This window comes from Aequorivita echinoideorum (assembly GCF_018476645.1).
GTDB lineage: Bacteria > Bacteroidota > Bacteroidia > Flavobacteriales > Flavobacteriaceae > Aequorivita > Aequorivita echinoideorum.
This window is the reverse complement of the sequence record NZ_JAHCTB010000002.1, coordinates 170,673-193,351: the sequence shown is the minus strand read 5'-3', so window position 1 is coordinate 193,351 and position 22,679 is coordinate 170,673. Positions and strand designations below refer to the sequence as shown.

The 22,679-nt window shown below is 38.9% G+C and carries 23 protein-coding genes; all 23 read right to left on the bottom strand.

Annotated elements, in window-relative coordinates:
* Positions 1–33: 33 nt before the first annotated feature.
* On the bottom strand, positions 34–816 hold the full coding sequence (locus KIV10_RS04590; protein ID WP_214112316.1) for a TIGR04283 family arsenosugar biosynthesis glycosyltransferase: 783 nt from the start codon (positions 814–816) through the stop codon (positions 34–36).
* 63 nt (positions 817–879) lie between these two features.
* Positions 880–1,683, bottom strand: coding sequence for a DUF547 domain-containing protein (locus KIV10_RS04585; protein WP_214112315.1), 804 nt, complete (start codon positions 1,681–1,683; stop codon positions 880–882).
* A gap of 44 nt (positions 1,684–1,727) precedes the next feature.
* The gene (locus KIV10_RS04580; protein ID WP_214112314.1) at positions 1,728–2,609 is read right to left on the bottom strand and encodes a sterol desaturase family protein; all 882 of its coding nucleotides are present in this window, start codon (positions 2,607–2,609) and stop codon (positions 1,728–1,730) included.
* Positions 2,610–2,651: 42 nt separating this feature from the next.
* A complete protein-coding gene (locus tag KIV10_RS04575; RefSeq protein ID WP_214112313.1) occupies positions 2,652–3,464 on the bottom strand; it encodes a purine-nucleoside phosphorylase in 813 nt (270 codons plus the stop codon).
* 6 nt (positions 3,465–3,470) lie between these two features.
* A complete protein-coding gene (locus KIV10_RS04570; RefSeq protein ID WP_214112312.1) occupies positions 3,471–4,163 on the bottom strand; it encodes a TIGR04282 family arsenosugar biosynthesis glycosyltransferase in 693 nt (230 codons plus the stop codon).
* Positions 4,163–4,663 carry a rhodanese-like domain-containing protein gene (locus tag KIV10_RS04565; protein WP_214112311.1) on the bottom strand — a complete coding sequence of 167 codons (501 nt, stop codon included), beginning with the start codon at positions 4,661–4,663 and terminating at the stop codon, positions 4,163–4,165. Before KIV10_RS04565 ends, KIV10_RS04570 begins: the two co-directional genes overlap by 1 nt.
* Positions 4,660–5,610, bottom strand: a complete 951-nt coding sequence (locus tag KIV10_RS04560) for a radical SAM protein (RefSeq protein ID WP_214112310.1) — start codon at positions 5,608–5,610, stop codon at positions 4,660–4,662. Before KIV10_RS04560 ends, KIV10_RS04565 begins: the two co-directional genes overlap by 4 nt.
* 2 nt (positions 5,611–5,612) lie before the next feature.
* Positions 5,613–6,365, bottom strand: a complete 753-nt coding sequence (locus KIV10_RS04555) for a methyltransferase domain-containing protein (RefSeq protein WP_214112309.1) — start codon at positions 6,363–6,365, stop codon at positions 5,613–5,615.
* 12 nt (positions 6,366–6,377) lie between these two features.
* Positions 6,378–7,022, bottom strand: coding sequence for a hypothetical protein (locus KIV10_RS04550; RefSeq protein ID WP_214112308.1), 645 nt, complete (start codon positions 7,020–7,022; stop codon positions 6,378–6,380).
* Positions 6,997–7,641, bottom strand: coding sequence for a hypothetical protein (locus KIV10_RS04545; protein ID WP_214112307.1), 645 nt, complete (start codon positions 7,639–7,641; stop codon positions 6,997–6,999). The genes KIV10_RS04550 and KIV10_RS04545 overlap by 26 nt, the downstream gene beginning before the upstream one ends.
* A gap of 14 nt (positions 7,642–7,655) precedes the next feature.
* Positions 7,656–8,384: an ABC transporter ATP-binding protein gene (locus KIV10_RS04540; protein WP_214112306.1), complete on the bottom strand. Its 729-nt coding sequence runs from the start codon at positions 8,382–8,384 to the stop codon at positions 7,656–7,658.
* Positions 8,384–9,151 carry an ABC transporter permease gene (locus tag KIV10_RS04535; protein ID WP_246516192.1) on the bottom strand — a complete coding sequence of 256 codons (768 nt, stop codon included), beginning with the start codon at positions 9,149–9,151 and terminating at the stop codon, positions 8,384–8,386. The genes KIV10_RS04540 and KIV10_RS04535 overlap by 1 nt, the downstream gene beginning before the upstream one ends.
* On the bottom strand, positions 9,148–10,011 hold the full coding sequence (locus tag KIV10_RS04530; RefSeq protein ID WP_214112305.1) for an ABC transporter permease subunit: 864 nt from the start codon (positions 10,009–10,011) through the stop codon (positions 9,148–9,150). Before KIV10_RS04530 ends, KIV10_RS04535 begins: the two co-directional genes overlap by 4 nt.
* Positions 10,012–10,014: 3 nt before the next feature.
* A complete protein-coding gene (locus KIV10_RS04525; protein WP_214112304.1) occupies positions 10,015–11,229 on the bottom strand; it encodes an ABC transporter substrate-binding protein in 1,215 nt (404 codons plus the stop codon).
* 56 nt (positions 11,230–11,285) lie between these two features.
* Positions 11,286–14,279 carry a TonB-dependent receptor gene (locus tag KIV10_RS04520; RefSeq protein ID WP_214112303.1) on the bottom strand — a complete coding sequence of 998 codons (2,994 nt, stop codon included), beginning with the start codon at positions 14,277–14,279 and terminating at the stop codon, positions 11,286–11,288.
* Between the two features lie 42 nt (positions 14,280–14,321).
* On the bottom strand, positions 14,322–15,002 hold the full coding sequence (locus KIV10_RS04515) for a TIGR04282 family arsenosugar biosynthesis glycosyltransferase (protein ID WP_214112302.1): 681 nt from the start codon (positions 15,000–15,002) through the stop codon (positions 14,322–14,324).
* Positions 15,003–15,177: 175 nt separating this feature from the next.
* Positions 15,178–15,933, bottom strand: a complete 756-nt coding sequence (locus KIV10_RS04510; protein ID WP_214112301.1) for a DUF481 domain-containing protein — start codon at positions 15,931–15,933, stop codon at positions 15,178–15,180.
* 24 nt (positions 15,934–15,957) lie between these two features.
* Positions 15,958–16,863, bottom strand: coding sequence for a tryptophan 2,3-dioxygenase family protein (locus tag KIV10_RS04505; protein WP_214112300.1), 906 nt, complete (start codon positions 16,861–16,863; stop codon positions 15,958–15,960).
* A gap of 137 nt (positions 16,864–17,000) precedes the next feature.
* Complete coding sequence (locus tag KIV10_RS04500) at positions 17,001–19,118, bottom strand: peptidylprolyl isomerase (protein WP_214112299.1); 2,118 nt, start codon at positions 19,116–19,118, stop codon at positions 17,001–17,003.
* A gap of 89 nt (positions 19,119–19,207) precedes the next feature.
* Entirely contained in the window at positions 19,208–20,461 is a 1,254-nt protein-coding gene (locus KIV10_RS04495) for a hemolysin family protein (protein WP_214112298.1), read from the bottom strand.
* A 74-nt stretch (positions 20,462–20,535) separates the two neighbouring features.
* A complete protein-coding gene (locus KIV10_RS04490) occupies positions 20,536–20,733 on the bottom strand; it encodes a hypothetical protein (protein WP_214112297.1) in 198 nt (65 codons plus the stop codon).
* Entirely contained in the window at positions 20,723–21,298 is a 576-nt protein-coding gene (lptC, locus tag KIV10_RS04485; RefSeq protein WP_214112296.1) for an LPS export ABC transporter periplasmic protein LptC, read from the bottom strand. Before lptC ends, KIV10_RS04490 begins: the two co-directional genes overlap by 11 nt.
* 2 nt (positions 21,299–21,300) lie before the next feature.
* The gene (locus KIV10_RS04480; protein ID WP_246516191.1) at positions 21,301–22,668 is read right to left on the bottom strand and encodes a tetratricopeptide repeat protein; all 1,368 of its coding nucleotides are present in this window, start codon (positions 22,666–22,668) and stop codon (positions 21,301–21,303) included.
* Between the last annotated feature and the right edge of the window lie 11 nt (positions 22,669–22,679).

The following is a 22,679-nucleotide window of genomic DNA, read 5'->3' as shown; positions in this document are numbered from 1 at the left end:
AATAGATTGTTTTTCTGAAGCAAAACGAAAAATTTATTTTTCTGAAAACACATTGATTGATTTTTCACAAATCTGCTCTTTTGGATTTTTAGAGCATTTAATATTCTTCAAATAATATGAATAAAGTTCGTCCGCATCAGCGCCCATCCAGCGTTTTAAATATATCATTAAAAAATGGAATTGCAGGTTCCAAACGCCCTTCTGCTTGTACAATCTTGCTGATGTAGTCAGCGTTTGCTGTATAACCACGTATTTTTTTCGGGCATACAATTCATTTATTAAAATATTGTCCTCATAAATTACATAACTTTCATCGTAACCGCCAATTTCATCAAAAAGATTTTTGGTAATGAATTGACTTTGGTCACCGCCCCGGCAGGCTCTCCAATTGAATTTCGTAAACCATCCCATCAATTGCAACCACCAATGCTTGCTGTCGAACTTCATTCGGAAGCACCCCGCCGGATTGCCCTTTTCTATTTCAGAAAATATATACCGATCAAAATCTTTTGGCGGAAAGGAATCTGCGTGCAAAAAATATAAAATTTCACCCGAGGCGTTGCGGGAACCTGTATTCATTTGGCGCGCGCGTCCTTTTTCTGAATGTAAAAGTTTAATTTCCAGCGCGTGCAATGAATTTTTTGAACTGTTTTTTGAAAAATTTTGAATTGCGTTTTGGGTTCCATCCGTGCTCCCGCCATCTACCAGAATTAATTCGACCTTATTTTCACCCGAAATATTTTCAGAAAGATGCAGCAATAACCTTTGAATGTTTTTAGCCTCATTTAAAACGGGAATGATGATGGAAAGAGTCAATAAATGGGATTTTTAGATTTCAAATTTTACAATACCCTGATGGTATTTCAGAAAATGCAAATATTATTTCTGCTCGTTCAAGTTCCAATCGTATTCTTTGTAACTTAGGGTTGCGCCCTTGTTTATTTTGGTTTTGGAATACGTATTTATATAGCCTATTACATCCTTTTTTCCGCTTACGGTAAAATCTTTTTGATACCAATCAAAAATAGAGGAAAGTTTTGGGCTGCTGGCCGAAATTTCATTCTTGTCGCCATTGATAAAATCTTTAGTCACCATTTCCAATTGCTCATTTATTTTGGCGGCAGTGTACGCTTCGTTCAACAATTTTGGGCAAGAAATGGAAGCACAATTCACGGCAAAGTGAATCCTAGGTTCGTCCATTTTGCGCAATACGCCGTTTTCGATTCCACCGAGTGAAAGTTCCCTATTGCCAATATTTACAAATCCTTTCGTAAAAGCGCCATCAATATCCTGAATGCTTTTTACGGGATAGTTATTCAATATCAATTTTACGGTTGCCGCATTGTAGAGATTTATGTAATACGCCAGCAATTCCTGTACGCTCCAGTCGTTATCCGGTTCTTTTTCTGAAAGCATTTTGAGATACGAATCAAGTTGTGTCCTGTCTTTTTGAAAGCCTTTGTAATCAACCATTCCCTTGGCATCAACGTGTTTTTTTAAAAGCTTGTCCCATTGCGAATGGTCTACATTTACTGAAGAATTTGCAGTTGTGGACGTTAAATTTTCGGGAGTTGATTTTGTGGGTTGCCCTTGGCTGCTTATCCCAGCTGCCGAAAGTAGGTTGCAGCTTTGAATCGTAAAAAATAGTATTGAAATTAGAATAAGCGTGGATTTCGTTTTCATATTGTTGAAGTTTTTTTTGTTTACTAAAATTACGCAAAAGGCACCTATTTGGTTTTTATGGGATACAGTTCCTGTGAACCGAAAGTTTTGGGAAAATTTTCGTCCCCATCAAAGCCCAGCTCAATGTCCCTGCCGTCGTGCGGGATGTGTTTCGTTTTGAAAATGTAATCCCAAATACTCAAACTGATGCCGTAATTAACGCCATATTGTGCGTTTTTTGGCAAAGTTTTGGCGTGGTGCCAAATATGCATTTTGGGGTTGTTGAATACATATTTCAGAATTCCGTAATCCCAGCCCAAATTGGCGTGATTTAAGTGACCGATAGTCAAGGCCGTAAAATGTACAATTGCAACCGCTTCTACTTCAAAACCGCCAATCACGGCGAGGGGAATATACAACAGCGATTTGTAAACCACGGGTTCCATCCAGTGATAGCGCAGGTGCGCCGCAAAACCCATCTCTTTTACGGAATGATGGAGTTTATGGAAATTCCATAAAAAGGGAACTCGGTGGAGAAGTCTGTGGGTGTTCCATTGAACAAAATCTGAAACCAAAAAGAACACGAGCAAGCTCAACCCAAAGGGGAAATCATCAACATCAAAAATTTGAAAATCAGAGACTGTAAGTCCGAAAACAGATAAACCATCGTTCAATAGCTGTTCTGTTGCATTTGAAAGAAAAATAAGAACGATTAAATTCAGCAGAAAAAAATTGAAGAACATATAAAATGTGTCCAGCCAAAAATCTTTTCTGAAAATTTTTTGGTTCTTTCGCCAAGGGAAAATAAGTTCAAGACCCCAAACCAGTAATGAAATGAGAATGAGCCCATAAAAATAATTATCCCAATGGAAACTGGTTATCTCGCTCCATAGATAATTGAAATATCCTTCATACGAATCCTTAAAAAGCTTGAAATATTTTTCCATACGTGCGTTTGGATTTTTTATGTCGCTTTCAAATTAAAATATTTACAATTGCCGGATCAATTCCGTAAACAGTGTAATCATGTCCGGTTCGGCTTTAGCCGCAGAAGCAATTATATCTTCAATATTTACAGGTTCCAAATGGTCTGGATCACATTCATCAGTCAACACGGAAACTGCGGCCACAGGAAGTTTCAGGTGGTTAGCAACAATAATTTCGGGTACAGTGCTCATTCCCACGGCGTCTGCACCAATTATCTTCAGATATCTGTATTCGGCGCGGGTCTCTAATTGTGGGCCAACCACGCTGGCATATACGCCTTTGTGTAGATTGATCTTTTTTTCAGAAGCAATTTTTTCAATTTTTTGGTTCATTACCGCATCGTATGGCGCGCTCATATCCACAAAGCGTTCTCCCATTTTTTCAACACCGCGAAAGGCTAGGGGAGAACCACCTTGTAAATTTATGTGGTCGTCAATGAGCATAATCTCTCCTTTTTTGAAACTCAGATTTATTGCTCCGGACGCATTGCTGACCAACAAATTTTTGATTCCCAAAAGATGCATAACGCGTACGGGAAAAGTTACATCCCGCAACGTATAGCCCTCATAAAGATGGAAACGGCCTTGCATTACCACAACTTTTTTTCCTTCCAGCAGGCCGTAAATAAGTTTTCCTTTGTGGAATTCAACGGTTGCGGTGGGGAAATTGGGAATGTGGTTGTAACTGACTTCAGCTTTAATTTCAATTTTCTCGATAATTCTGCCAAGTCCTGTTCCCAAAATAATCCCAACTTCCGGATTCTCAAATCCGCGGTTATTCAGAAAGGAAACGGCTTCCTTTATATATTTCATCATTCCCATTTATAAAAAGTTTTTATCCAAGTAAGGCGGTAAAAATTGCTGAAAGACATCGATATTTTTAATGTCCTCATAATAATCAACATCGCTCATTTGGGCCAATTCTATATATTTTTCTTTCTCAATATCATTAAGGGTGTCGCGCAGAACGGTATTTGTGCCCCAGTTTTTATTTTTGAAAACTTTAGGGTTCAGCTGCGTCATTCCAAATAAGTAATAACCGCCATCTTCGGCGGGTCCAATTACGTATTTGTTTTCTTCCAAGGCTTCAAACGCTTTTTCAATATCCTTTTGCTGAAGTTCATAAATATCACTTCCCACAATCAGCACTTTTTCATAGCCCATCGAAAAAATTTCGGTGAAGGCATTTTCCATCCGTTCACCCAAATCCTCGCCTTTTTGGATTTTTTTTCTGAAGATTTCTGGATTCCAAATATCATCTTTCCGAATTTTTTCAGAATAAAAGACGTACTTATCGGCATTCAAATTTTCAGTGATTTTTACGGTGTGCTGCAGCAAAAATTGATATACTTTCAAAGCACTTTCATCACCAATGGATTTTGCCAGTCTCGTTTTTACCTTGCCGAGTTCTGGATTTCTGGTAAAAACAATAATTGCTTTTTTTGAGGATGGGAAATGAAAATCAAAAGCCATTTCATTGTTCCCGTCCACATCATTTTTACTTAAAACTGCCATTATTTGTCGTAAATTTTAATGCCCTTTTTCAGCCATTTTCCCCATTGTTTTGAGAAGGCGTGGACATTTTCAGTTTTATTGCCATTATGATCTTCGACCGGGTATTCCGTATTTTTCCATTCAAAAATACCCCCGTACATATTGCGGATATTGGTAAAACCAGCCTTTTTCATCTTTTCGGCAATTTGTTCACTTCGAATTCCCAAAGAGCAGTACACTATAATTGGCCTTGATTTATCACTAATTTTTTTAGAAATTTCTTCGGAAGAAAAGGTGTTATAGCCCACAAATTCTGCATTCGGAATATGGCTTACATCATACTCCTCCCGTTCACGGGCATCCAGAAAAAGTGATTTGTTTTTCATTTGAAGCATTCTGGCTTCCTCCACCGAAATATAGGGAATACTACGGGTGTTGTATTGTTGCAGCAATTCATCCAAGGTTTTTTGCGCATTGCCAAAAAATGGAAAGAGCATCATAAGTGCAAAAATTATCTTCATACTTTTTCAAGTGTTGCCATCACGCCTTTTTCATCAAAGATTTCATTTTTGTGGCATTTCATAAAATGGTCGCAATAAAGGCAAATATTTTTCAGTTCCTCGTTTTTTTCGGCGGCCGCTTCTTCTGAAATACCCAGCGATTCGCCCATTTTGAGCGGATTGCCATCATTCAGCATTTTAAAAACCGCGTTTTGTGAAGCACGTTTCAGCACGTCTGCCACTTTTTCCTTTCGGGCATCACCCATTGGAAAATGCGTTCCCGGGCAACAGGGATTTATGCGCCAGAGCTGGATGCTGATTTCCTGGGGAATATCTGAATAACCGCCCAAAAAATTTCGTGCTCCCGAAAGTATGGTGCAAAAATTATGGGAAGGATCCTTTAGCCAAATATTATTTTTCAACGCTTTGCCGCGCGCCCAATTTCCGCCCAGCCACATATCTTCACTGGCGCCCCAATATCCCCAACTTAATGGATTTTCGGTTAAATAGTGTCCGCCTTCAATCAATGGGTCTTTTTCTGTGCCAATGACGCCACAGCTTTCAAAAAGTTCAGCCAGCTCCATGAGTCTTCCGCCCGCTTTTTTGTGATATCTATCAATACTGGCAATATCAAATCGCGTAACGCCTTTGTCAATTAGAGTCTGTAATTTTTGTTTCGTAAGCAGATCGCCATTGGTCTGCAACATAATCTGTATTTCGTTTCCGTAACGCGATTGCAGTTTGTCCAGAATAGCGTATAATAATTTTTTATCGGCCAGCGGCTCACCACCGCTCAAGATCAATCGGTCCATTTTATTGGGCAAATTGTCTATTATGGCCATGCAATCGTCGTGGCTTATGCGCTTTCCAAAGGGACTGGAATCATTATAACAGTGGTCGCAATCATCATTGCAAAGTTGCGTGAACACCCAATAAACAGACTGTATATGGTTGAAATCTTGATTCATACTTATTTTTTTATTACAAAATTGGTAATGAACAAACTTTGCTGTTCATCCTCATTTGCTATGTTTTTTGGAAGAGTCAAAACTCGTTCTTCCGCAATTTCTATTGTTGAAAAACCAGCTTTTCTCATCTTGTCCAAATAAAAATCCTGATAACGAATTCCGTTGATGCAGCCGGTAAACTGTTTCACTTTTATATACGAAGATTCGCTGAAATTTGATTTTTTATTTATGTCTGACATTGAAAAAGTGCCGTCCTTTTTCAGAATTCTGTAAACTTCGTCGAAAGCTTTGTCTAAATTTGGAAGTAGGCTGAACACCCCATTCGAGGTTACCGAATCTACACTATTGTTTTTTAATGGAAGATTCTCAATATCACCTTGGTGAAATTCTATGTTCTTGAAATCCTTTTCTAAAGCAATTTTTGAAGCTCTGTCAATCAATGATTTTGTCAAATCGAAACCTATAACTTTTCCAGTTTCACCAACGATTTTTCGAATTATAAATGAATCTATGCCAGCTGCACAGCCCAAATCCACAACTGTATTTCCAGCTTTTATATTAGCATGTACAAATGGAAAACCGCAACCCAAACCTAAATCTGATGCTTCTTCATAGCCTTCAAAAGTTGGATACTTATCTTTAATAGGATTAAAAATGGGACTGCAGACATAGCTTGTCTGGATCGCGCGTCCTTTTTCATTATTCAAAATAACTATTTCAGAATATTCTGAATCGATTTGTTTTTTTAAATCCAATTTCAAAACTGTTTAAACAGCAATTCCATAGTTTTCCTTCGGCACTTCAAAGTTTCCGGTGACTTCTTCGCCGCACATCCATTTCACTAATTTTTCAACGTAATTATCCAAATGGGTAATTTGCTGTACGCCAATTTCCACAATAGGGTCAAGCGTAGTTGCCATCAATGTGCCCCCATATTCGTGTGTTTCCCAAGTGATAATTTCTCCATCTGGTTTGGTCTGAATTATTTTTGCTCCTTTGGGCGCAGAAAGATATGAGCCATGCGTGTGCCAGCAGGAATGGCGCGGAGAAAGACCTTCATAAATGGGGTGCGAAAAATCTGTATCACTTATAGGCGGATTATTCGGGTTTTCTACCCACCAATAATTGTTGGTTGGCCTGTCTACCCATTCTGCATCCAGCCATTCTGAAGTTGTATCTCCTTCAACAAAAACTTTTTTTCCTTTTTTCAGAAAACTATAGATAACCTCTTTTTTTTCAGTAATAATATCTTGATTGGATTGGAATGGAATCATCAGCCCTTCAAGTCCTTCCAGTTCATCATCGCTTAAATCGTGAATGTAAACTAGTTTCATCACATCTTTATATTTTGGAGCCGTCGCAAAAACGTAATGGCTCCAAACGCCGTTAAACAGTAACCCTATTTTTTTCATTTTCTTTTTTTTGAAGGATTAAACGTATCATATTTTGGTATAATTTTCCCAGCGCAGCATAAGAATTTTCATCATCCGTGGGTATGGCACCGCTGTCGCCCAAAGGTCCACTAGCGGTAAGTATCATTGTGCCATTGGTAGTTTTTTCATCTAAAACAATTATGGGCCGTTGCCAGGTGTCTTCAATAATTACATCTGCTTCCGGAGCGGCTTCAATGTAGCCACATGCCCACCAACCGCTGATGTTGTGGTTGTAAATGAGTAGATTGATATCAACCCCTTCCATCAAATTGTGACGATCGGTCTTCACTTTATAGCGAATGTCAATTGTTTTTTTCTCGTTGCTCATAATCCACTGGTTGCCGGGAATCCAATTGGTGAACCACCCATCAAAACAGAAGAGCGTATTTCCTTCCTTTAGAAAATCTGCCACTTTCGCCTTCAGCCTGCCCATGGCAATGTGGTCGCTGCCATTTGGCACAACTAACAAATCATACGGTTTTAAATCTGGATCAAAGTTTTTTGTGACTTCCAAAATGGTGTATTCCACATTTTTATTTGAAACAAAGTATTTATGTATTCCGTGCAAACCATTTGAAACTACTGCCGCTTTTATCATGATTTTAAATGTAATTAATTAATGAACTGTTTCCAAAATTCCACTTCCTTTTTAACGCCGGATTCTTCATCCTCATAAAATTCCCTTAAATCTGAATGTTGCTTCAAATGGCCCTTCATAATTTTTCCTATGCTGTCTCCCATCACAATAGCCTCTTTTAAATCGTGCGTTACAAAAAGCGCTGAAAGCTGCATCGTTTTGGCAAGTTCCTTAAAAAGTTCCTGCATTTTTTGTCGCGTTGTACTATCCAAAGCGCCAAATGGTTCGTCCAGCAAAAGCAACGAGGGTTCAATTATCATCGCCCGGCCAAATGAAATTCTTTGTCGCTGGCCGCCGGAAAGTTGGTTTGCCATTTTAGTTGCGTGGTTTGGCATCCCCAAGTATTCCAGCATTTGCATTACTTTTTGTTTCACGTCCTTCTCCGGTGTTTTTCGTAACCGAAGACCGAAAGCTACGTTTTCAAAGGCGTTTAAATGCGGAAACAAAAGTGCCTCTTGATATAGATATACGATGTTTCTGCGCTGTGGTTTTATATTTGAAATTTCTTTTCCGTTAAGAAAAATTTCGCCATTGTTCTGATGTTCAAGGCCCGCAATAATTTTTAGGAGGGTAGTCTTTCCGCTTCCGCTAGCGCCCAATAGACTTACCACGGCATTTTTTTTCAGCGAAAGATTTATGTTCTTTAAAACCGTCTCCTTTCCAAAGGTTTTATCCAGATTTTTTATTTCGAGTATGTTTTCCATCATTCCGATTTTTCAGCGAAAAAAATAAATCTTTTATTCAAATACATCAAAAGCATTGGCGGAATCACCAAAAGGCAGCACGCAAAGGACGCATAAAAAATATTTGCTTCGTTCACAAAATTAAAAACCTGCACCGTCAATGTCTTAATTTTTCCCGAACCAATTAAATTGGTCAGCCCATATTCAAACCAAGAAATAAGAAAAACTTGAAAAAAGCATAATAGAATGGCATTTTTTGAAAGGGGATACAACACTTTCACGAATGTTTGAAATGCATTTCCTCCCAAGGTTTTGCTCAGCTCCTCAATCGATTTTAAATTTTCATTCCAAAAATTCAGATAAATAATCACGCCAAAGGGAAACGCAATTAGAAATTGCGCAATAATTACGCCCAGCGTGGTTCCCGTAAGTTGAACGAGTATAAAATAATATTGGAATATAACCGCCATTACTACCGGCGAAAGAAGGTAAGGAATATAAGCCAAGACCATAAACGTATTCCTCTTTTTGCTATAAGCTATATGTTTTGAAATGAAAAAAGCCGAAAGAGTAACAAACAAAGCCACGGAAAATGAAATGCCCAGCGAAAGAAAAAAGGTTGAAATCATATTGCTGTTATCCAGAAATCCCCAAGCAGCGAGGGATAATTCTTTCGGAAAAATTTCCGGATACGGCCAGCGCCTGCCAAATGAAAGTAAGAGTAAAAAAGCTAGGGGAAGCCCAATGGAAGCGATAAATATGGATTGAAGAATTTTTCGGGCCATCATACTGCTGACGTTTTAAAGAAATTTTTATTTCTGAAAAAAAGCAGTATTACCACGGATAGTATCAAAAGCACATACAGAATGCTCATAGCATAACCCTGCGGAATGTCATTCAAATTGAAGCGTTGTATTTTTTGAATAATAGCAACTGAAATCATTTGTGGATCCTGCCGTCCCAACAACAGCGGGACTTCGTAGCTGCCCATTATGAAAATTGTAAATAGATATATGGTAACGGAAGCGCGTTTCAGCAAAATGGGGAGGGTAACTTTCCAAAGAATTTGGCGATTGCTAGCGCCAAAAGTCTTGGCCAAATGCTGAAAGGAAGCAATATTTTCAGTTTTAAATAAATTTGAAAAAAGAATGATGAAAAATGGCGTAATCAATAAAACCGAAGTAAAAATAATACCTATTCCATACGCATCGTGGATCCAACTGGGAAAAACCCGTAAATCCTCAATCCAACCCATATTAAAACCCAACCGTGATACAAATCCAGATTTGGACAACATTTGAAAACTAAAGAATGCCATTACCGTTCCCGGAAAACAGAGCGGAAAATAAATGGCGGTTCCCAAGAGCCCGTCCCGTAAATTTTTTTGCCATTTAATTGAAATAAGCAAAGCAACGGCAAGGCTTATCGCCATACTCACCACGGAAATATAAAGACTGAAACCGATTGCGCTCCAAAACGGTTTGCCAAAAAATACCGTTTGCCAGGCTTTTGATGAGATTTCGGTATTCAGAATTCCAATAATACCCAAACTGTAAAGTGCCGCATAAACCATTCCCGAGACCACGGGAACGGTTACAATGGCCACAAATAAAAATCGGCTCACATTTTTAAGCTTGGGTGTGGGCATCTATTATTTTAAAATTATTTCTTTTCTGAAATCTTCAGAAAGCCTAATCATATATTCGGGAGCCAGTTCCATCAAGGCTTTGTCCTGAATTTCATTTCTATTGGGTGCTTGTTTGCGGGAGGGGATATTCTCAAATTGATTTCTTTCATTTTCAGAAAGTTTTTCCATATTTAGCACGGTTCCATCTCCCCAAACGGAAGGTTTCATCTTTTCCAATTGTGCCTCAAATGAAACCATAGTATTGGCAACGACCATGGCTGCTGCCTTTACGCCAGATAGCTTTGTAATTCCCAAATAATGAGAATTCTGAATGGTTCCAAAATCTGGCACGTACGCCTTTGCAGTGGGAGGAAAAAGACCTTCAGCCGTTTTGCTGTCTACTTCCGCATCGTTATTGCTCATCGTAAAAAGTAATTCGCCACTGGCAAAAAGCTGGTGCATTTGCGCAACGCTCTCAGGAAAAACTTCGCCTTTTCGCCATAAATAGGGCTTCAATTCTCGAATGTAATCCCACAGTTGTGCGCTGTATTTTTCATATTTTTCTTCGTTAAAATCGCCCATTAATTCTTCTTTATTTCCGGCAATATCAATCAACAGGGCCTTTAAAAATGTAAGCCCGGTAAAACTATTATCAAAAGTAAAAGTCCCAGGTTTGCTTTTTACGAATTCCAAAAGCTCCGCTCGGGTTTTTGGCGGATTTTCAACCTTTGCAGAATCGTAGATAAGCGCCATTTGTACATTTCCCCAAGGCATTTCATATCCAGCGATGGGCTGCTGGAAATCCGTGCCGATGAATGGATTTTCAAAATCTATATATTTGGAATTGGGCACGGTAGAAGTCCAAGGGCCAAAAAGGCCATCAATCTGTCTTAATTGGTAGAAAGTTTCACCGTTAATCCAAAGCATATCCACATCACTTTTCTCCTTGTTTGCCTGCATTTCAGTCATCAACAATTGAACGATTGCCGAACCTTGTCCATTGGTAATTTCGAGATTTATATCGAGTTCCTTTTTCACTTTTGGAACGATATAATTTTTCATGTATGAATTTATTTTTGAATCGCCCGTCCACATTATCATTGTAACAGTTTTACCGTGGGCTTCCTGTTCAATTTCTTCCCAAGAAAGCTTCGAAGTATCCCGCACCTCTTTTTTCTCTTTTTCGCCGCAGGCAAGCATAGCCAAGCAAAGGATGAATAATGATACTATTTTTTTCATATATATAATTTTTGAAAAATCTGGCAGAAATAACTTCCGCCAGATTTACATTTTTTTTAAAATAAATAGCGCGCACCAAATTGAAATTGTCTTGGCGGACCAGCGTTTCTTTGAATAAAAACCCCCGAAGATGCCGGACCGGGTTGAATCTGATTGCTTTGGGTTGCGTTATTGCTGTATCCGCTCAAATTTTCAACGTTAAATACGTTGAAAACATCTGCACGCAATTCCAGACGGGTACCTGTGGTAAGTTTAAATTGATGCTGTAAACCTACGTCAAAATTGAAGGACCACGGCAAACGGTCGCTATTCCTGGCCTCACCGGGTGAGCGGTCACTGTTTCCCTGGTAGGCATCTCCAAACGCAGAACCGTCACTATTTAAATCTGTAGTGCCGTAAATAGATGCATCGGGAATCCTGTTTATGGGTTGTCCGCTTTGAAGTAGCGATGCCAGCGTGATTGTGGAGCCATCCAAAGGATAAAAATTAAAAATTCCGTTGATTAAATGGCGTCTATCGTTAATGGATGGCCCGTATTCATCATCATAATTATTGGCATCATTTGGGCGAAAGTTGATGTCTTCCGTATCGTTTTTTAGTGAAGAAAGGGTATAATTCAATCTATATGAATAATTGCTGGTTCCCCTTACTTTTTGAAAATTGAAACTGGCAGCGTAGTAACGCGATTTTCCTTCGGTTTCAGAAACAACTACATTTCTGGCAACACCGGAAACTTCTTGACCATTGATGATACCAATGCCATTGATAATGGGGACGGGTCGAGTAGCATCTGCTTCTTCCTGTGTGCGGATATCCTCTGGATCAAAATCCGGACCTATGGGGAATTCCTCTGCGGCGTTGAGGTTACGAAGCCTCAATAGATTTTCCCCACGATTATGGAAAAGATCCACGAAAAATAATTTATCCTCTTCAATCTGCGCTTGATAGCCCACGGAAAATTGATGTGAATATGGATTGTCATATCCATTTGGGTTTAAAATTCTTCTTTCATTACTGAAAACCCCTTCCCTTTGGTCTTGCAATGATGCGCCGGTTGGGCCGTTCAAATAAGTAACGTCTGTAAGATTTGCAGAAACATTGCCATCAAAAGTCACTTTGTCAATATCGGTATCTGCGGGAAGTATTCCCATATCTATAAACGCTTGAATTTGTGCTTTATAGTCATCAGAGTTTGTGTTCTGCTGAAGCGCATCACTGTAAATAGCGTAATTTATTTTATCGTAGGCAATTCCGTAACCGCCACGAACTACGCTTTTTTCGTCAATTTCATAATTAAAATTGAATCTTGGCGCAATGTTGTTCCAGTCGCCCTCATCGCTACCGCCTTTAGAAAGATTGTCATAATCATAACGAAGTCCTAGTGTAAGGTTTAATCTGTCGGTTACTGACCAAAGATCTTCAAAATAAATACTGGAAATGTTATGTGTTTTGCCAAAGGAAGATGGGCGTAGTTCCACATTGTAGTTGAGCACCGCCACATCGCTAGGCAAATCGTTTATTCCCAAATCCTGGGTTACACCGCTATTACGAAGATTATCGAGTTGGGCTTGCGTAAGTTGTACGGTGTAGTTTCCAAACGGATTGCCCCCGCCAAATAATTGGTGGTCGCTACTGATGAAATTAACCCCGGCCTTAAGTGTATGGTTTTCCAAATAATACTTGAATTTTTGCTGAAACTGAACCGTATTTTCTATTTCATCAAAAACGTAACCCGGATTTCCTAAAATGGCAATAAGCTCTTGGTCTGGATTCAATACGGAAACCTGTGGATTATTGGGATTGTTCGCTTTCGCATAATCCCATTTAAAGCGACTGTACATAATATTGGTTTCACCGCTTATATTGCCTAGGTTGTATGAATTTTTTAAGGCCAGATTTAAACTATTGCGCTCTTGGGTATTTCCCGCAGATTGAAAGGTTAAACCACCTTCCAGTCCACCGCCTTGGCGCTCAATGCCCACGAGACCCACATTGGCCCGCAGACTGCTTCTGAAATTTGAAGACCACAGTTGATCTATTTTTGCTGAAAACAATTCAAAATAGTTGGTTCCGCGAACGGTTTCCGCAACGCCCAAATCTGGGGAGTTGAGCAAATTGTCCTTCACATCTGTAGTATGCTCAAAATTAAAATAGTAAAACGTTTTATCTTTTACCAAAGCGCCGCCAACACCACCTCCGGCTTGATATCGTGCAAATCCATCCTTCACTTGGTTTCCGGAAAGATCGCGCTGTGCAAAGGGGCTGTTTCCATCAATGGATGGGCCGGGTCTTGTTACAAAAAATACTTCACCGGTAAGTTCATTGGTTCCAGATTTTGTGGTAACGTCGATAATACCATTGCTAGTTAATCCATATTCCGCGGAATAATTACTGGCAAAAACGGTAATATCTTTAACAAAACCAGCTGGAATTGGGAATCTTTGACCTCCCAAAAAGTTTTCATTATTGTCAAGACCGTCAATTAAATAATTAGTGAAAAGAGAATTTCCACCGTTAACGCTTACATTGGCTGCTTCGGGAAAAAATCCTGTTGCTTGGGTTACGTTTGGCAATCTGTACAAAACCCTAGTAATATCGCGGCCCTCTACGGGTATTTCCTCAATTTCTTGTTCAGTTAATTCAAAAGAAACTTCGGCATCCCTTCTGTTTATTTTTGCTGAAGTAGTATTTGATAGCGTTACTTCCTGCAATTGCTGCTCGCCGCTTATAGTCTGCGAAACAGCCAGCACAATGCTCGGATTTTGATTGGAACGCACATCAATTTCCTGCGTAAATGTGGGGCCGTAGGTTTCATTTCCTTCAAAAATTACTTGATAGCCATTGATGACGGGTACAGATTTAAAAATAACTTTCCCTTGGGCATTGGTAGTTTCTTGTAGGGTTAGGCCTCTGGAACCGTTTGTAAGAATGAGTGTAAGGTTGGGCACGGGTTCTCCCGCTTCATTTGTAGTGGAAACAGTAATATCTTGTTGGGCAAATGCACTTAATCCAATGCATAAGGTTACCCAAATGAGTAAATTTTTTATCATCTTAAAATTGTTGGTTTAAATTAGTTTTAGAAAAAAAGCGAATTAGGCTAGGGAAGGGGAACCTTTATTAAAATAGGTTTTGGAAATAATTTTTTCAACTAGAAAATTTTTGAAATATATTTTTCGCTTGTTGAAAGTAAGAAGCTGAACCAGAATTTTGAAAATGCGCTGACGTATTTTTCTGAAACTGTTCTTTAATAGTTCAACATCAGCGATTGAATCAATATCTACAAGCGTTTCTAGAAAAATTATCTGTGCATTCTTTTTCAGAAGCAATTGGCAAAGAGCGCTGCGCAAATTTCCGGTTTGCCAGGGAAGTTTCAGAAAAGACTCGGGTTCAAAATAGGCTATGTTCAGTCCCATCAAATAATATCCGCCATCACGGGAGGGTCCCAGCACAAGCGGATTTTTACGTAAATTTTCCGCAGCTTCAGCTATATGGGAAGTTTGTAATAAGGGCGTATCATTGCCTATGGTTATTACATTTTCAAAACCGCTATTGTAAACCGCTTTTATAGCATTTATATAACGTTCTCCAAAAGTATCCCCTATTTGTTCTTTTTCTGAAAAATGAAAATACGGCAGCCCGCTCTTTTTTACTTTCTCAAGCGTGTCTTTATTGAGTTCGCTGAAAAGTTTTGAATTTTTACTGAAAGGTTTGTATGACGCTTCCGCTTGTGCAGAATTTGCAAAAATTAGTATAGCGGTTGCCTGTTTTGTCATAGATGGCTAAAGAAATTTATATTCTTTAAAATTGGGTTTTCCAAAAACGTTGGAACAAGTTTTTTTCGAAGGTTTGCTTAAATAAACGAAAAAAATACGCGCACGGTTTTGAATTATGTAAATATAAAAAAGTACTGCTTCTAAAATAGAAAAGATCGCAAATGTTTACAAGTTGCTAATCAAAGGAATAGACCACTCCGCTCGTTAAATCATATTGTGAATTGGGAATTCCCACGGCCGGAAATTGATTATATGTAAACGTATATGAAGTCTTAAACGCAAAATTTTTGAACATTTCAATAAGCAAGGATGTCTGGCTACTTATACGGTAATCCTCAAAATCCCTTAATCTGGGTTGGTAATAGGTGGTACTTACAACACTTATAGTTTCTGTGGGATAGATGCTGAATGAAAAATAAGCACTTCCCCGAAAACCTCGTGTTACAGCCCTCACATCATCATCCAGTTCTTCCTGCTCATACATTATAAGTGTGCCTAAATAAAAACGATATCTATCTAAAGTAGTAAGCTTGAATCGGGGCCCAGTGCCCAATAATCCTCGAAAATTAATCTTTGAAACCTTATTGTATTGAGCCTGCGCAAATGCTTCCCAGGCAATTCTGGGATGGAATTTATAATTATAGCGAAGATGCTGAATACCGCTGTTCTCAAAGTTATTGCCTTCCACTTTTTGAAACTCGATGTCATTTTTCAGAATTACCAGATGCCTATCCATTTTGTACTGTAAATGAATGCCATTGCTTAGGCCCAAGTAATCATTTGCATTTCGTTTCACCGAAAAATTAAAGCTTGCCGAACCCGAAAATCCTGAAGTATCCGTAACCTTGCGCAGCGATTCGGCGTTCAATATTTGCGAATGGCTTGATGATAAAAAACTAAAAAATAGAAATAAAGTAAAAAGATACTTCATTTTAAAACGGTACTGATTTAAAGATTATTCTCCCCAATTTTCCTTTTCGGAAGCGGTCCACAATTCTGGGAAAAATTTGCGCTGTTGAAATTTAGGGTGTAGATATTTTTGCCATTCAGATCCGCCGGTGGCGGCTTTGTTTTCGCCTTTACTATTTAGATAATGGTTGGCGGTATCCAAATGCACCATGGGCCAGGCAACATTGTAAAAATGATCAAATTGTTTTAGTTTTTCTTTTAACTCGTCAGATGGATTTTCCATCTGCATCACACGTTCCTCCAAGGTTTTTCCATTTAATTTTCTGGCGAGTTGCTTAAAATCCTCTTCGTATTTATCCATAAATTGTTTAAGCGTCAATGAAATTTTTCCGGTTTTACGATTGTAGCCGGCGTCCTTCCAATATAATTGTTCAAAATAATCATCCATCGTAGGATTTTCTGGCAGACGTTTCTGCCCATAGGAATTCACAAGATTTTCCAGTTTTGTGCAATAAATCTCAAGTATTCTGAATTGCGCACTTTGAAAACCGCTTGCGGGCGTAAGCGTGGCTCGGAAAATATTGTAATCCTCGTGGCTCATCCCATCTTTCATAATATCAAATGAGGTAATGAGCATCCGGGTGTATCGTTTCAATCGGTCGAGTTTGTCTATCCAGATTTTTTCAGATAAATTTTCACCTTCGGAAAGTTGGCTGATTTCCAAAATCATCATTTTCAATACCAATTCCGTGATTTGGTGGTACATTACAAAAATCTTCTCGTCCTCAAAATCTGTTCTTGTCTTTTGAAGCGTAAGTAGGGTGTCCACTTGTATATAATCCCAATAATTTATAGGTTTTGCTTGAAGTAATCCCTTTAGATAATTGTCTGGATTTTCTCCGAGATTAAGATATTTTTTCTCTAATTCCGTAATTATTCCATCGTTTGCCATAGCGGTTTTTCTGAAAATTTGCACCTTAAAAATACAGTAATTTTGTGTGCCTATAAAGTTTTTGATAGCTGTTTAAAGTACAAAGCCTCGTTCCAATTTTCGTGAAACAAGGCTTTGTCATTAAGTTTAAAATTTTATTAATAGAAAGATGCGCGATTGTCCTCAATATCAGCATTTTTCTTCAATGCATTGTAAACTCCAGAGTTTGCCGCTGGAGCAGATTTAGCAGTTAATTGATTCGCATAATTTGAATAGGACTGCAATTTCGGGGCAGCGTTAATAGCGGTAACCTTTAGCTTGAAAACACCCGTTTTGCCATCAATCAACGATGTGGTTTCTCCGGCTTTTTTGCCAAATGCGGCGCCAACAACCTTTGGCTCGTTGCCGGCACCGGGAACCAATGGGCTAGACATACTCACTGCACTTGCGTTTTGTACGGCAACTTGTTGTTCTTTGGCTATTTCTTCAAGGGTATTTCCTTTGATGGATTCACGGATTTTCTCGGCTTTTTTCTTATTCCGAAGAATAGGCGTTACTGTAGCTGAGGCTTCGCTTACTGACATTAATCCTTTTTCGTTTCTGCGCGTAAGTTGGGCAATTACATAGCCCTCTGGCGTACTAAATCTTTTGGTATCGCCTACCTCAGTTTCTTCATTGAAAGCCCAGGTTACAATCGATCTGTTGTTTCCAATACCGGGAATATTAGCATCCATAAAACCAATTTTGTTCACGGGTTTTACTTCTTTGTTCTGGGTTTTTGCTACTTCGGCGAAATCACCTTTTTGTACGGCAACCTCAAACTTTGATGCATTTGTAAATACATCGTTATTCGTTTTTTCCGAAGCTTCAATATTTTTAACTACGGTAGCCAATTTCACGGCTTTCTTTGGCTCCGTTTGTTTGGTTACTTCCACAACGTGGTAGCCAAAATCTGTTTCAACCAACCCGATGCTGCCCGGAGCATTTCCAAATATAAAATCGTTGAAAGCAGGAACCATCATACCGGGAGCGGCAGGGCCTAAATCGCCTCCATTGCTTTTTGAAGTATCATCAGAAAATTGTGTTGCAAGTTCGGCAAATTTCGTTTTGTCCTTTTTCACAACAGTCAAAAGGCTATCAGCAAGCGTCTTCGCTTCTTCTTTAGTTCTTGTGATGGTTTCGGGAGCGCGCATCGTTCCAACGTATCTAATCAAAATATGTTTTGAGGTAGTGCTATCTGGCATTTGCTTTGTCTCCAAAACTTTGGAAAGATTATACGTATTGTCAACTCTGTAAGGCCCGTAAACGTTACCTTGGTTAAGATTGATCAAAGTATCTGCAACGCTCGCTGGCAAATCTTTTTTGAACATCCAGCGGTCGTAATATGGAACATCTGAATTTGCATTTACATATTCCTCGTAATTTTTTGCATTTCTGAAACCAGCGATGGTATCGTTCATCTTTGTGCCACTGTTGAATTCCACTTTGTTGTTTAGCATGGCAGCGGTAGCGGTTTCAGCATCGGCGATATCTGCTTGTGAAGGTTCTTCGCTAAAGAAAACATATTGAATATCAGCCTGTGGGTCAACTTGATATTCCTTTGGATGTTCAGAAATATATTTTTTTATTTCATCGTCCGAAACGGTAATTTCAGCATCCGGGATTTTTGAATACGGAATGTACACATATTCAAAACTTACATTGTCATTTTGGAAACGGTAGTCCTCTTCACCTTCAGCAACCGTAGCGCGCATACCACCTTTAACCATATTCATATAGGTGTTTTGCAAAATACTTTTTGCAGTATTTTCTTCATAGGCCAGCCACTGGTCGTACGCTTGCTTGTTTGAATTTTTAATACTTGCAATATATTCCTGTACTTTGGCATCATCAACCTCACCAGCGTCGTTAAGGAACGTGGGATTGTTTGCAAGTGAAGTTTTCAAAGCGTTATCAATTTGCGCTTTCTCCACTGTAATTCCAGCTTTTTCTATCTGCTCCTCCATAATCACACGGCGAAGTTCACGCTCCCATACCATATTCATAGCTTGGGTGGAATTGCTGTTAGGCCCCATTTGCTGTTGTGCCATCTCCACATTTTCCATAAAGGATTGGCGTGAGATATCGGTGCCATTTACGGTAGCGATGTTGTCCCCACCTTTTGGTCCGGTGCTGCCCTTTGTTAAAATGTCACTTAAAATAAATGCGAATAAAGCCAAAGCGATAATAAGGATAAGGAATATCCCCCGTTTTCTAATACTGTTTAATATTGCCATTTGATGTTCAAATTTATAGGGGGCGAAAATACCATTTTCCCACCATTTATGAAAAGGTTAACAAGAAAAAATAAGGATTCATTGAAAATCTAGTCTTCAGTGATTTTTTTCACTTCTACCAACTCAATCTTGGTACTTGAAACTTCAAGAATGGTAAATATATAATCTTCCATTTCAACGGTTTCGCCCTTTTCGGGGATTTCTTCGGTATGGTTTACAATAAGTCCGCCAAGGGTCTCGTAGTTTTCACTCTCCTCAAGGTCCAGTTTAAAAGTCTCGTTAATATAATCAACTTCCAGCCGTGCCGAAAAACGATATACGCCCTCGCCCAAATCTTCTTCAATAAGCGCAATGCTATCGTGCTCATCCTCAATGTCCCCAAAAAGTTCCTCAATAATATCCTCCACCGTAATAATACCGCTGGTGCCGCCGTATTCATCAATTACTACGGCCAGACTTTTTCGTTTTTTGCTCAAGATTCCCAAGACATCTTTTACCAGCATCGTTTCGGGCACAAAAACAACGGGCATCAAGATTTTTTTTAGGGTTGAAGGTTTTTTGAAGAGTTCAAAGGAATGGACATACCCCAATATATCATCGATATTTTCTTTGAAAACCAAAATTTTTGAAAGTCCGGTCTCAGTGAAGATTTTTGCCAATTCCTTCGGCGAAGTTTCAATATCAACGGCCACCACCTCGGTTCGGGGAATCATTGCTTCCCGGGATTTCACTTCAGAAAAATCCAGCGCATTTTGAAATATTTGAATTTCACTATCAATTTCGTCCTGCGTTTCGGCAATCTCCATTTGTTCCGAAATGTAATTGCCCAGTTCCAGTTTGCTAAAGCTTAACTGCACTGTATCTCCTTCAGATTTGAAAATGAGCTTCAAAACCAAATCTGATATCCAAATAATAAATTCTGAAATCAATGAAAATATGATGTAAAAGAAATAGGCGGGGAGCGCGAACACTTTGACGAGGCTATTCGCATAAATCTGAAAGAAAACCTTCGGAAGAAATTCAGCAGTAAGAAGTATTACCAAGGTTGAGATTATGGTCTGTACCAACAAACCCGAAAAACCTGCAAGCGGTATATATTCCATCAAAAGATCGCCCATGAAAAAACCATAGATTACGAGCGCGATATTATTGCCCACAAGCATGGTAGCAATAAATTTTGAAGGACGTTTGGTTATTTTTTTTAAAATTTCAGCAAGAAAACTGTTTTGCTTCTTTTCAATTTCAATATGGATTTTGTTTGAAGAAACGTACGCAATCTCCATCCCGGAGAAGAAAGCCGAGAGAATGAGCATGGTAACAATAATGATAATGCTGTAATCCATTTATAGTTTCAAAGTATAAAAGTTTGAAGTGCAAAATTAAGGGTAGCGGCCTTAGATTTTGAGCTTGAAACCTTTTATTTTTTATTGCGCTCTTCCATTTTCTTTCTGAAATTTCTTTTGAAGAAAAACATAAAGATTGCGACAATTACAAAAAACAGAAACAAATAGGCTCGATTGGGCTCTGTGGTCCAATTTACAACTGCCTGATACGCGAAAAATATCGCGATAATAATATATGCGTATTCAAAAAGGCGGTATAATTTATTGGCCATCTTCGGTTGCTTTTTTATCTATAAGTTGCACTCCTTGGTTTTTTCGCGACAGAAAGGTAGTAAAATCTTGACTGCTGTCAAACATTGCCCCGTCGTTATAAGATCCATCCTTAAATTTTATCTGGTACGGCTGGTCTGTGAAAACCCATTGATTTTGCTGATCCCAGTACAATTGATTCGCTCGCAAAACAACGCTATCCGCTGTGACGAGCACCACATTTTTGCGAAGGTCTACCAAGCCGGTTCCATCAAACTGTATTGCATAATCTGAAGTTACCGTACTTTTTTTGCCTTCTTCATCCCAAAAAAGAACTTCAATTCCTAATGGGAATTCCTTGTAGGGAAATGTAAGGTTAGAGTAATCCAAAAGTTTATCTGCCATAAGATTGGTGATAAGTTTTCCGGAATCTGTGTATTTGAAGTTTATTTCCTTTCCCTCGGCAATGGGTGCACCATCAGAAAGATTTAGTCTTTTTACATTTTCATAATTTCCCTCACATGCAAAAAGCGTGATGGCAAATACCAGAGCCATCACGCTTTTAAGCATATTTATAGGTGCGATCATTCTTATAAGTTAGGAACCTTCACGCTACCACCAACCCAGCATCCGCTAAAGCTAATAGTTTTGCCGCCCATACCTGCGCTGAAAATGTCACTTTTTGAAGGAGCTCTTTGTCTATAGCTGCTTGCAGTAGCACTTGCAGTTGAAGATAATGAAGGATCAACACGTGCAGCTTTGTCTGCCATATCTGCAGCCAACCAGTTCACGGCTCTCTTTTCAAAAACGGTTCCACCGCAATTATTAGAGCTTTCACCAATCATCTGTGCCATTTTCAAGTAAGCAATACCTGCTGACGGTTTTACGCCAATCATTTTGTTGTAGTAAGTTCTAGCTTGACCGTAGCTTCCTTTTTTGCGGAAGTTTTCAGCTATACTGTAATATATTTTTGCTTTATCTGCATTGTTGGTTTCAAGGTCTGCAGCCTGATTGAAATATTCAAGCGCTTGGCTTCCTTTACCATCTTTTTCAGCCAATTTACCTAAATAGTAAGCAGATTTTGCTGAAGGCTCAAGGGTGTGCAATTGCTGAACCAATTTAAAGAAAAGTGGATCGTCACAATCTTTGGCGCTCAAGCGTCCCGCTGCATTTTTAACCCAGCTAACGTCTGTTTTCTTTTCTTCAAAATCTTTTGAATATAAAGGAACCAAATTATCGCAATCTGCAAGTTGGCCTAACTTACCATTTACACTGCTTTCCACAGTTCCATAAACACCAATATTGTTTTCATAAACATCCTTGGCATCTTTTTCCTTCTCGGTTAATGCTGTTCCCGCTTCCTCTTTTTCCATTATAGGAGTAAGTCTTTCAGCAAGATCATTTTTCTCTTTATCCAATTTTTCGATGATAACATCGTAAAGATCAAATATTTCCTGAAGCTCTTTTTCGCCAGTACTGTGAAGATCTACTGCCAATGAAAAATAGGCGTAAAGGCTCTTACCGCTGGTAAAATTTTCAGGATCTTTTTTGAAAGCGTCGTCAAAAGCTTTGAATTGCTCCGCTTTTGTACCCACATTATTATCATACCTTATTTGGGCAATGGTAGAAAGTACGTCACCTTCTTTTGTTTGCTCTGGAAAATTTTTCAATCGTAACTCCCAAGCCTTGATGAGATCATTTACTTTGCTTTTATCGCCTTTTTCCTCTACAAAATATTCAAACATTCTTACTCCATATTGGTAGATAGCAAGATTGTAATTTGGACATTCCGTAATCAATTTTTCGTAATGGGGAAGTGCAGCTTCGTAATTTTTAATTTTTGCGGGCTCCGTGAAATAGGAAAGGGTAACAGCACAGTCGTCTGGCGCTTGGGCAAAGGTTGTGCTACCCAAAGTGAGTGCTAAAATTGAAAATAATAAAATCGCTTTTGTTTTCATGGTATTTAAAT

Bases quoted from the DNA above. Each gene is read 5' to 3' on its own strand.
- KIV10_RS04585 (WP_214112315.1), bottom strand. From the start codon at position 1,683: ATGAAAACGAAATCCACGCTTATTCTAATTTCAATACTATTTTTTACG.
- KIV10_RS04580 (WP_214112314.1), bottom strand. From the start codon at position 2,609: ATGGAAAAATATTTCAAGCTTTTTAAGGATTCGTATGAAGGATATTTC.
- KIV10_RS04575 (WP_214112313.1), bottom strand. From the start codon at position 3,464: ATGATGAAATATATAAAGGAAGCCGTTTCCTTTCTGAATAACCGCGGA.
- KIV10_RS04570 (WP_214112312.1), bottom strand. From the start codon at position 4,163: ATGGCAGTTTTAAGTAAAAATGATGTGGACGGGAACAATGAAATGGCT.
- KIV10_RS04565 (WP_214112311.1), bottom strand. From the start codon at position 4,663: ATGAAGATAATTTTTGCACTTATGATGCTCTTTCCATTTTTTGGCAAT.
- KIV10_RS04560 (WP_214112310.1), bottom strand. From the start codon at position 5,610: ATGAATCAAGATTTCAACCATATACAGTCTGTTTATTGGGTGTTCACG.
- KIV10_RS04550 (WP_214112308.1), bottom strand. From the start codon at position 7,022: ATGAAAAAAATAGGGTTACTGTTTAACGGCGTTTGGAGCCATTACGTT.
- KIV10_RS04545 (WP_214112307.1), bottom strand. From the start codon at position 7,641: ATGATAAAAGCGGCAGTAGTTTCAAATGGTTTGCACGGAATACATAAA.
- KIV10_RS04540 (WP_214112306.1), bottom strand. From the start codon at position 8,384: ATGGAAAACATACTCGAAATAAAAAATCTGGATAAAACCTTTGGAAAG.
- KIV10_RS04535 (WP_246516192.1), bottom strand. From the start codon at position 9,151: ATGATGGCCCGAAAAATTCTTCAATCCATATTTATCGCTTCCATTGGG.
- KIV10_RS04530 (WP_214112305.1), bottom strand. From the start codon at position 10,011: ATGCCCACACCCAAGCTTAAAAATGTGAGCCGATTTTTATTTGTGGCC.
- KIV10_RS04525 (WP_214112304.1), bottom strand. From the start codon at position 11,229: ATGAAAAAAATAGTATCATTATTCATCCTTTGCTTGGCTATGCTTGCC.
- KIV10_RS04520 (WP_214112303.1), bottom strand. From the start codon at position 14,279: ATGATAAAAAATTTACTCATTTGGGTAACCTTATGCATTGGATTAAGT.
- KIV10_RS04515 (WP_214112302.1), bottom strand. From the start codon at position 15,002: ATGACAAAACAGGCAACCGCTATACTAATTTTTGCAAATTCTGCACAA.
- KIV10_RS04510 (WP_214112301.1), bottom strand. From the start codon at position 15,933: ATGAAGTATCTTTTTACTTTATTTCTATTTTTTAGTTTTTTATCATCA.
- KIV10_RS04505 (WP_214112300.1), bottom strand. From the start codon at position 16,863: ATGGCAAACGATGGAATAATTACGGAATTAGAGAAAAAATATCTTAAT.
- KIV10_RS04500 (WP_214112299.1), bottom strand. From the start codon at position 19,118: ATGGCAATATTAAACAGTATTAGAAAACGGGGGATATTCCTTATCCTT.
- KIV10_RS04495 (WP_214112298.1), bottom strand. From the start codon at position 20,461: ATGGATTACAGCATTATCATTATTGTTACCATGCTCATTCTCTCGGCT.
- KIV10_RS04490 (WP_214112297.1), bottom strand. From the start codon at position 20,733: ATGGCCAATAAATTATACCGCCTTTTTGAATACGCATATATTATTATC.
- lptC (WP_214112296.1), bottom strand. From the start codon at position 21,298: ATGATCGCACCTATAAATATGCTTAAAAGCGTGATGGCTCTGGTATTT.
- KIV10_RS04480 (WP_246516191.1), bottom strand. From the start codon at position 22,668: ATGAAAACAAAAGCGATTTTATTATTTTCAATTTTAGCACTCACTTTG.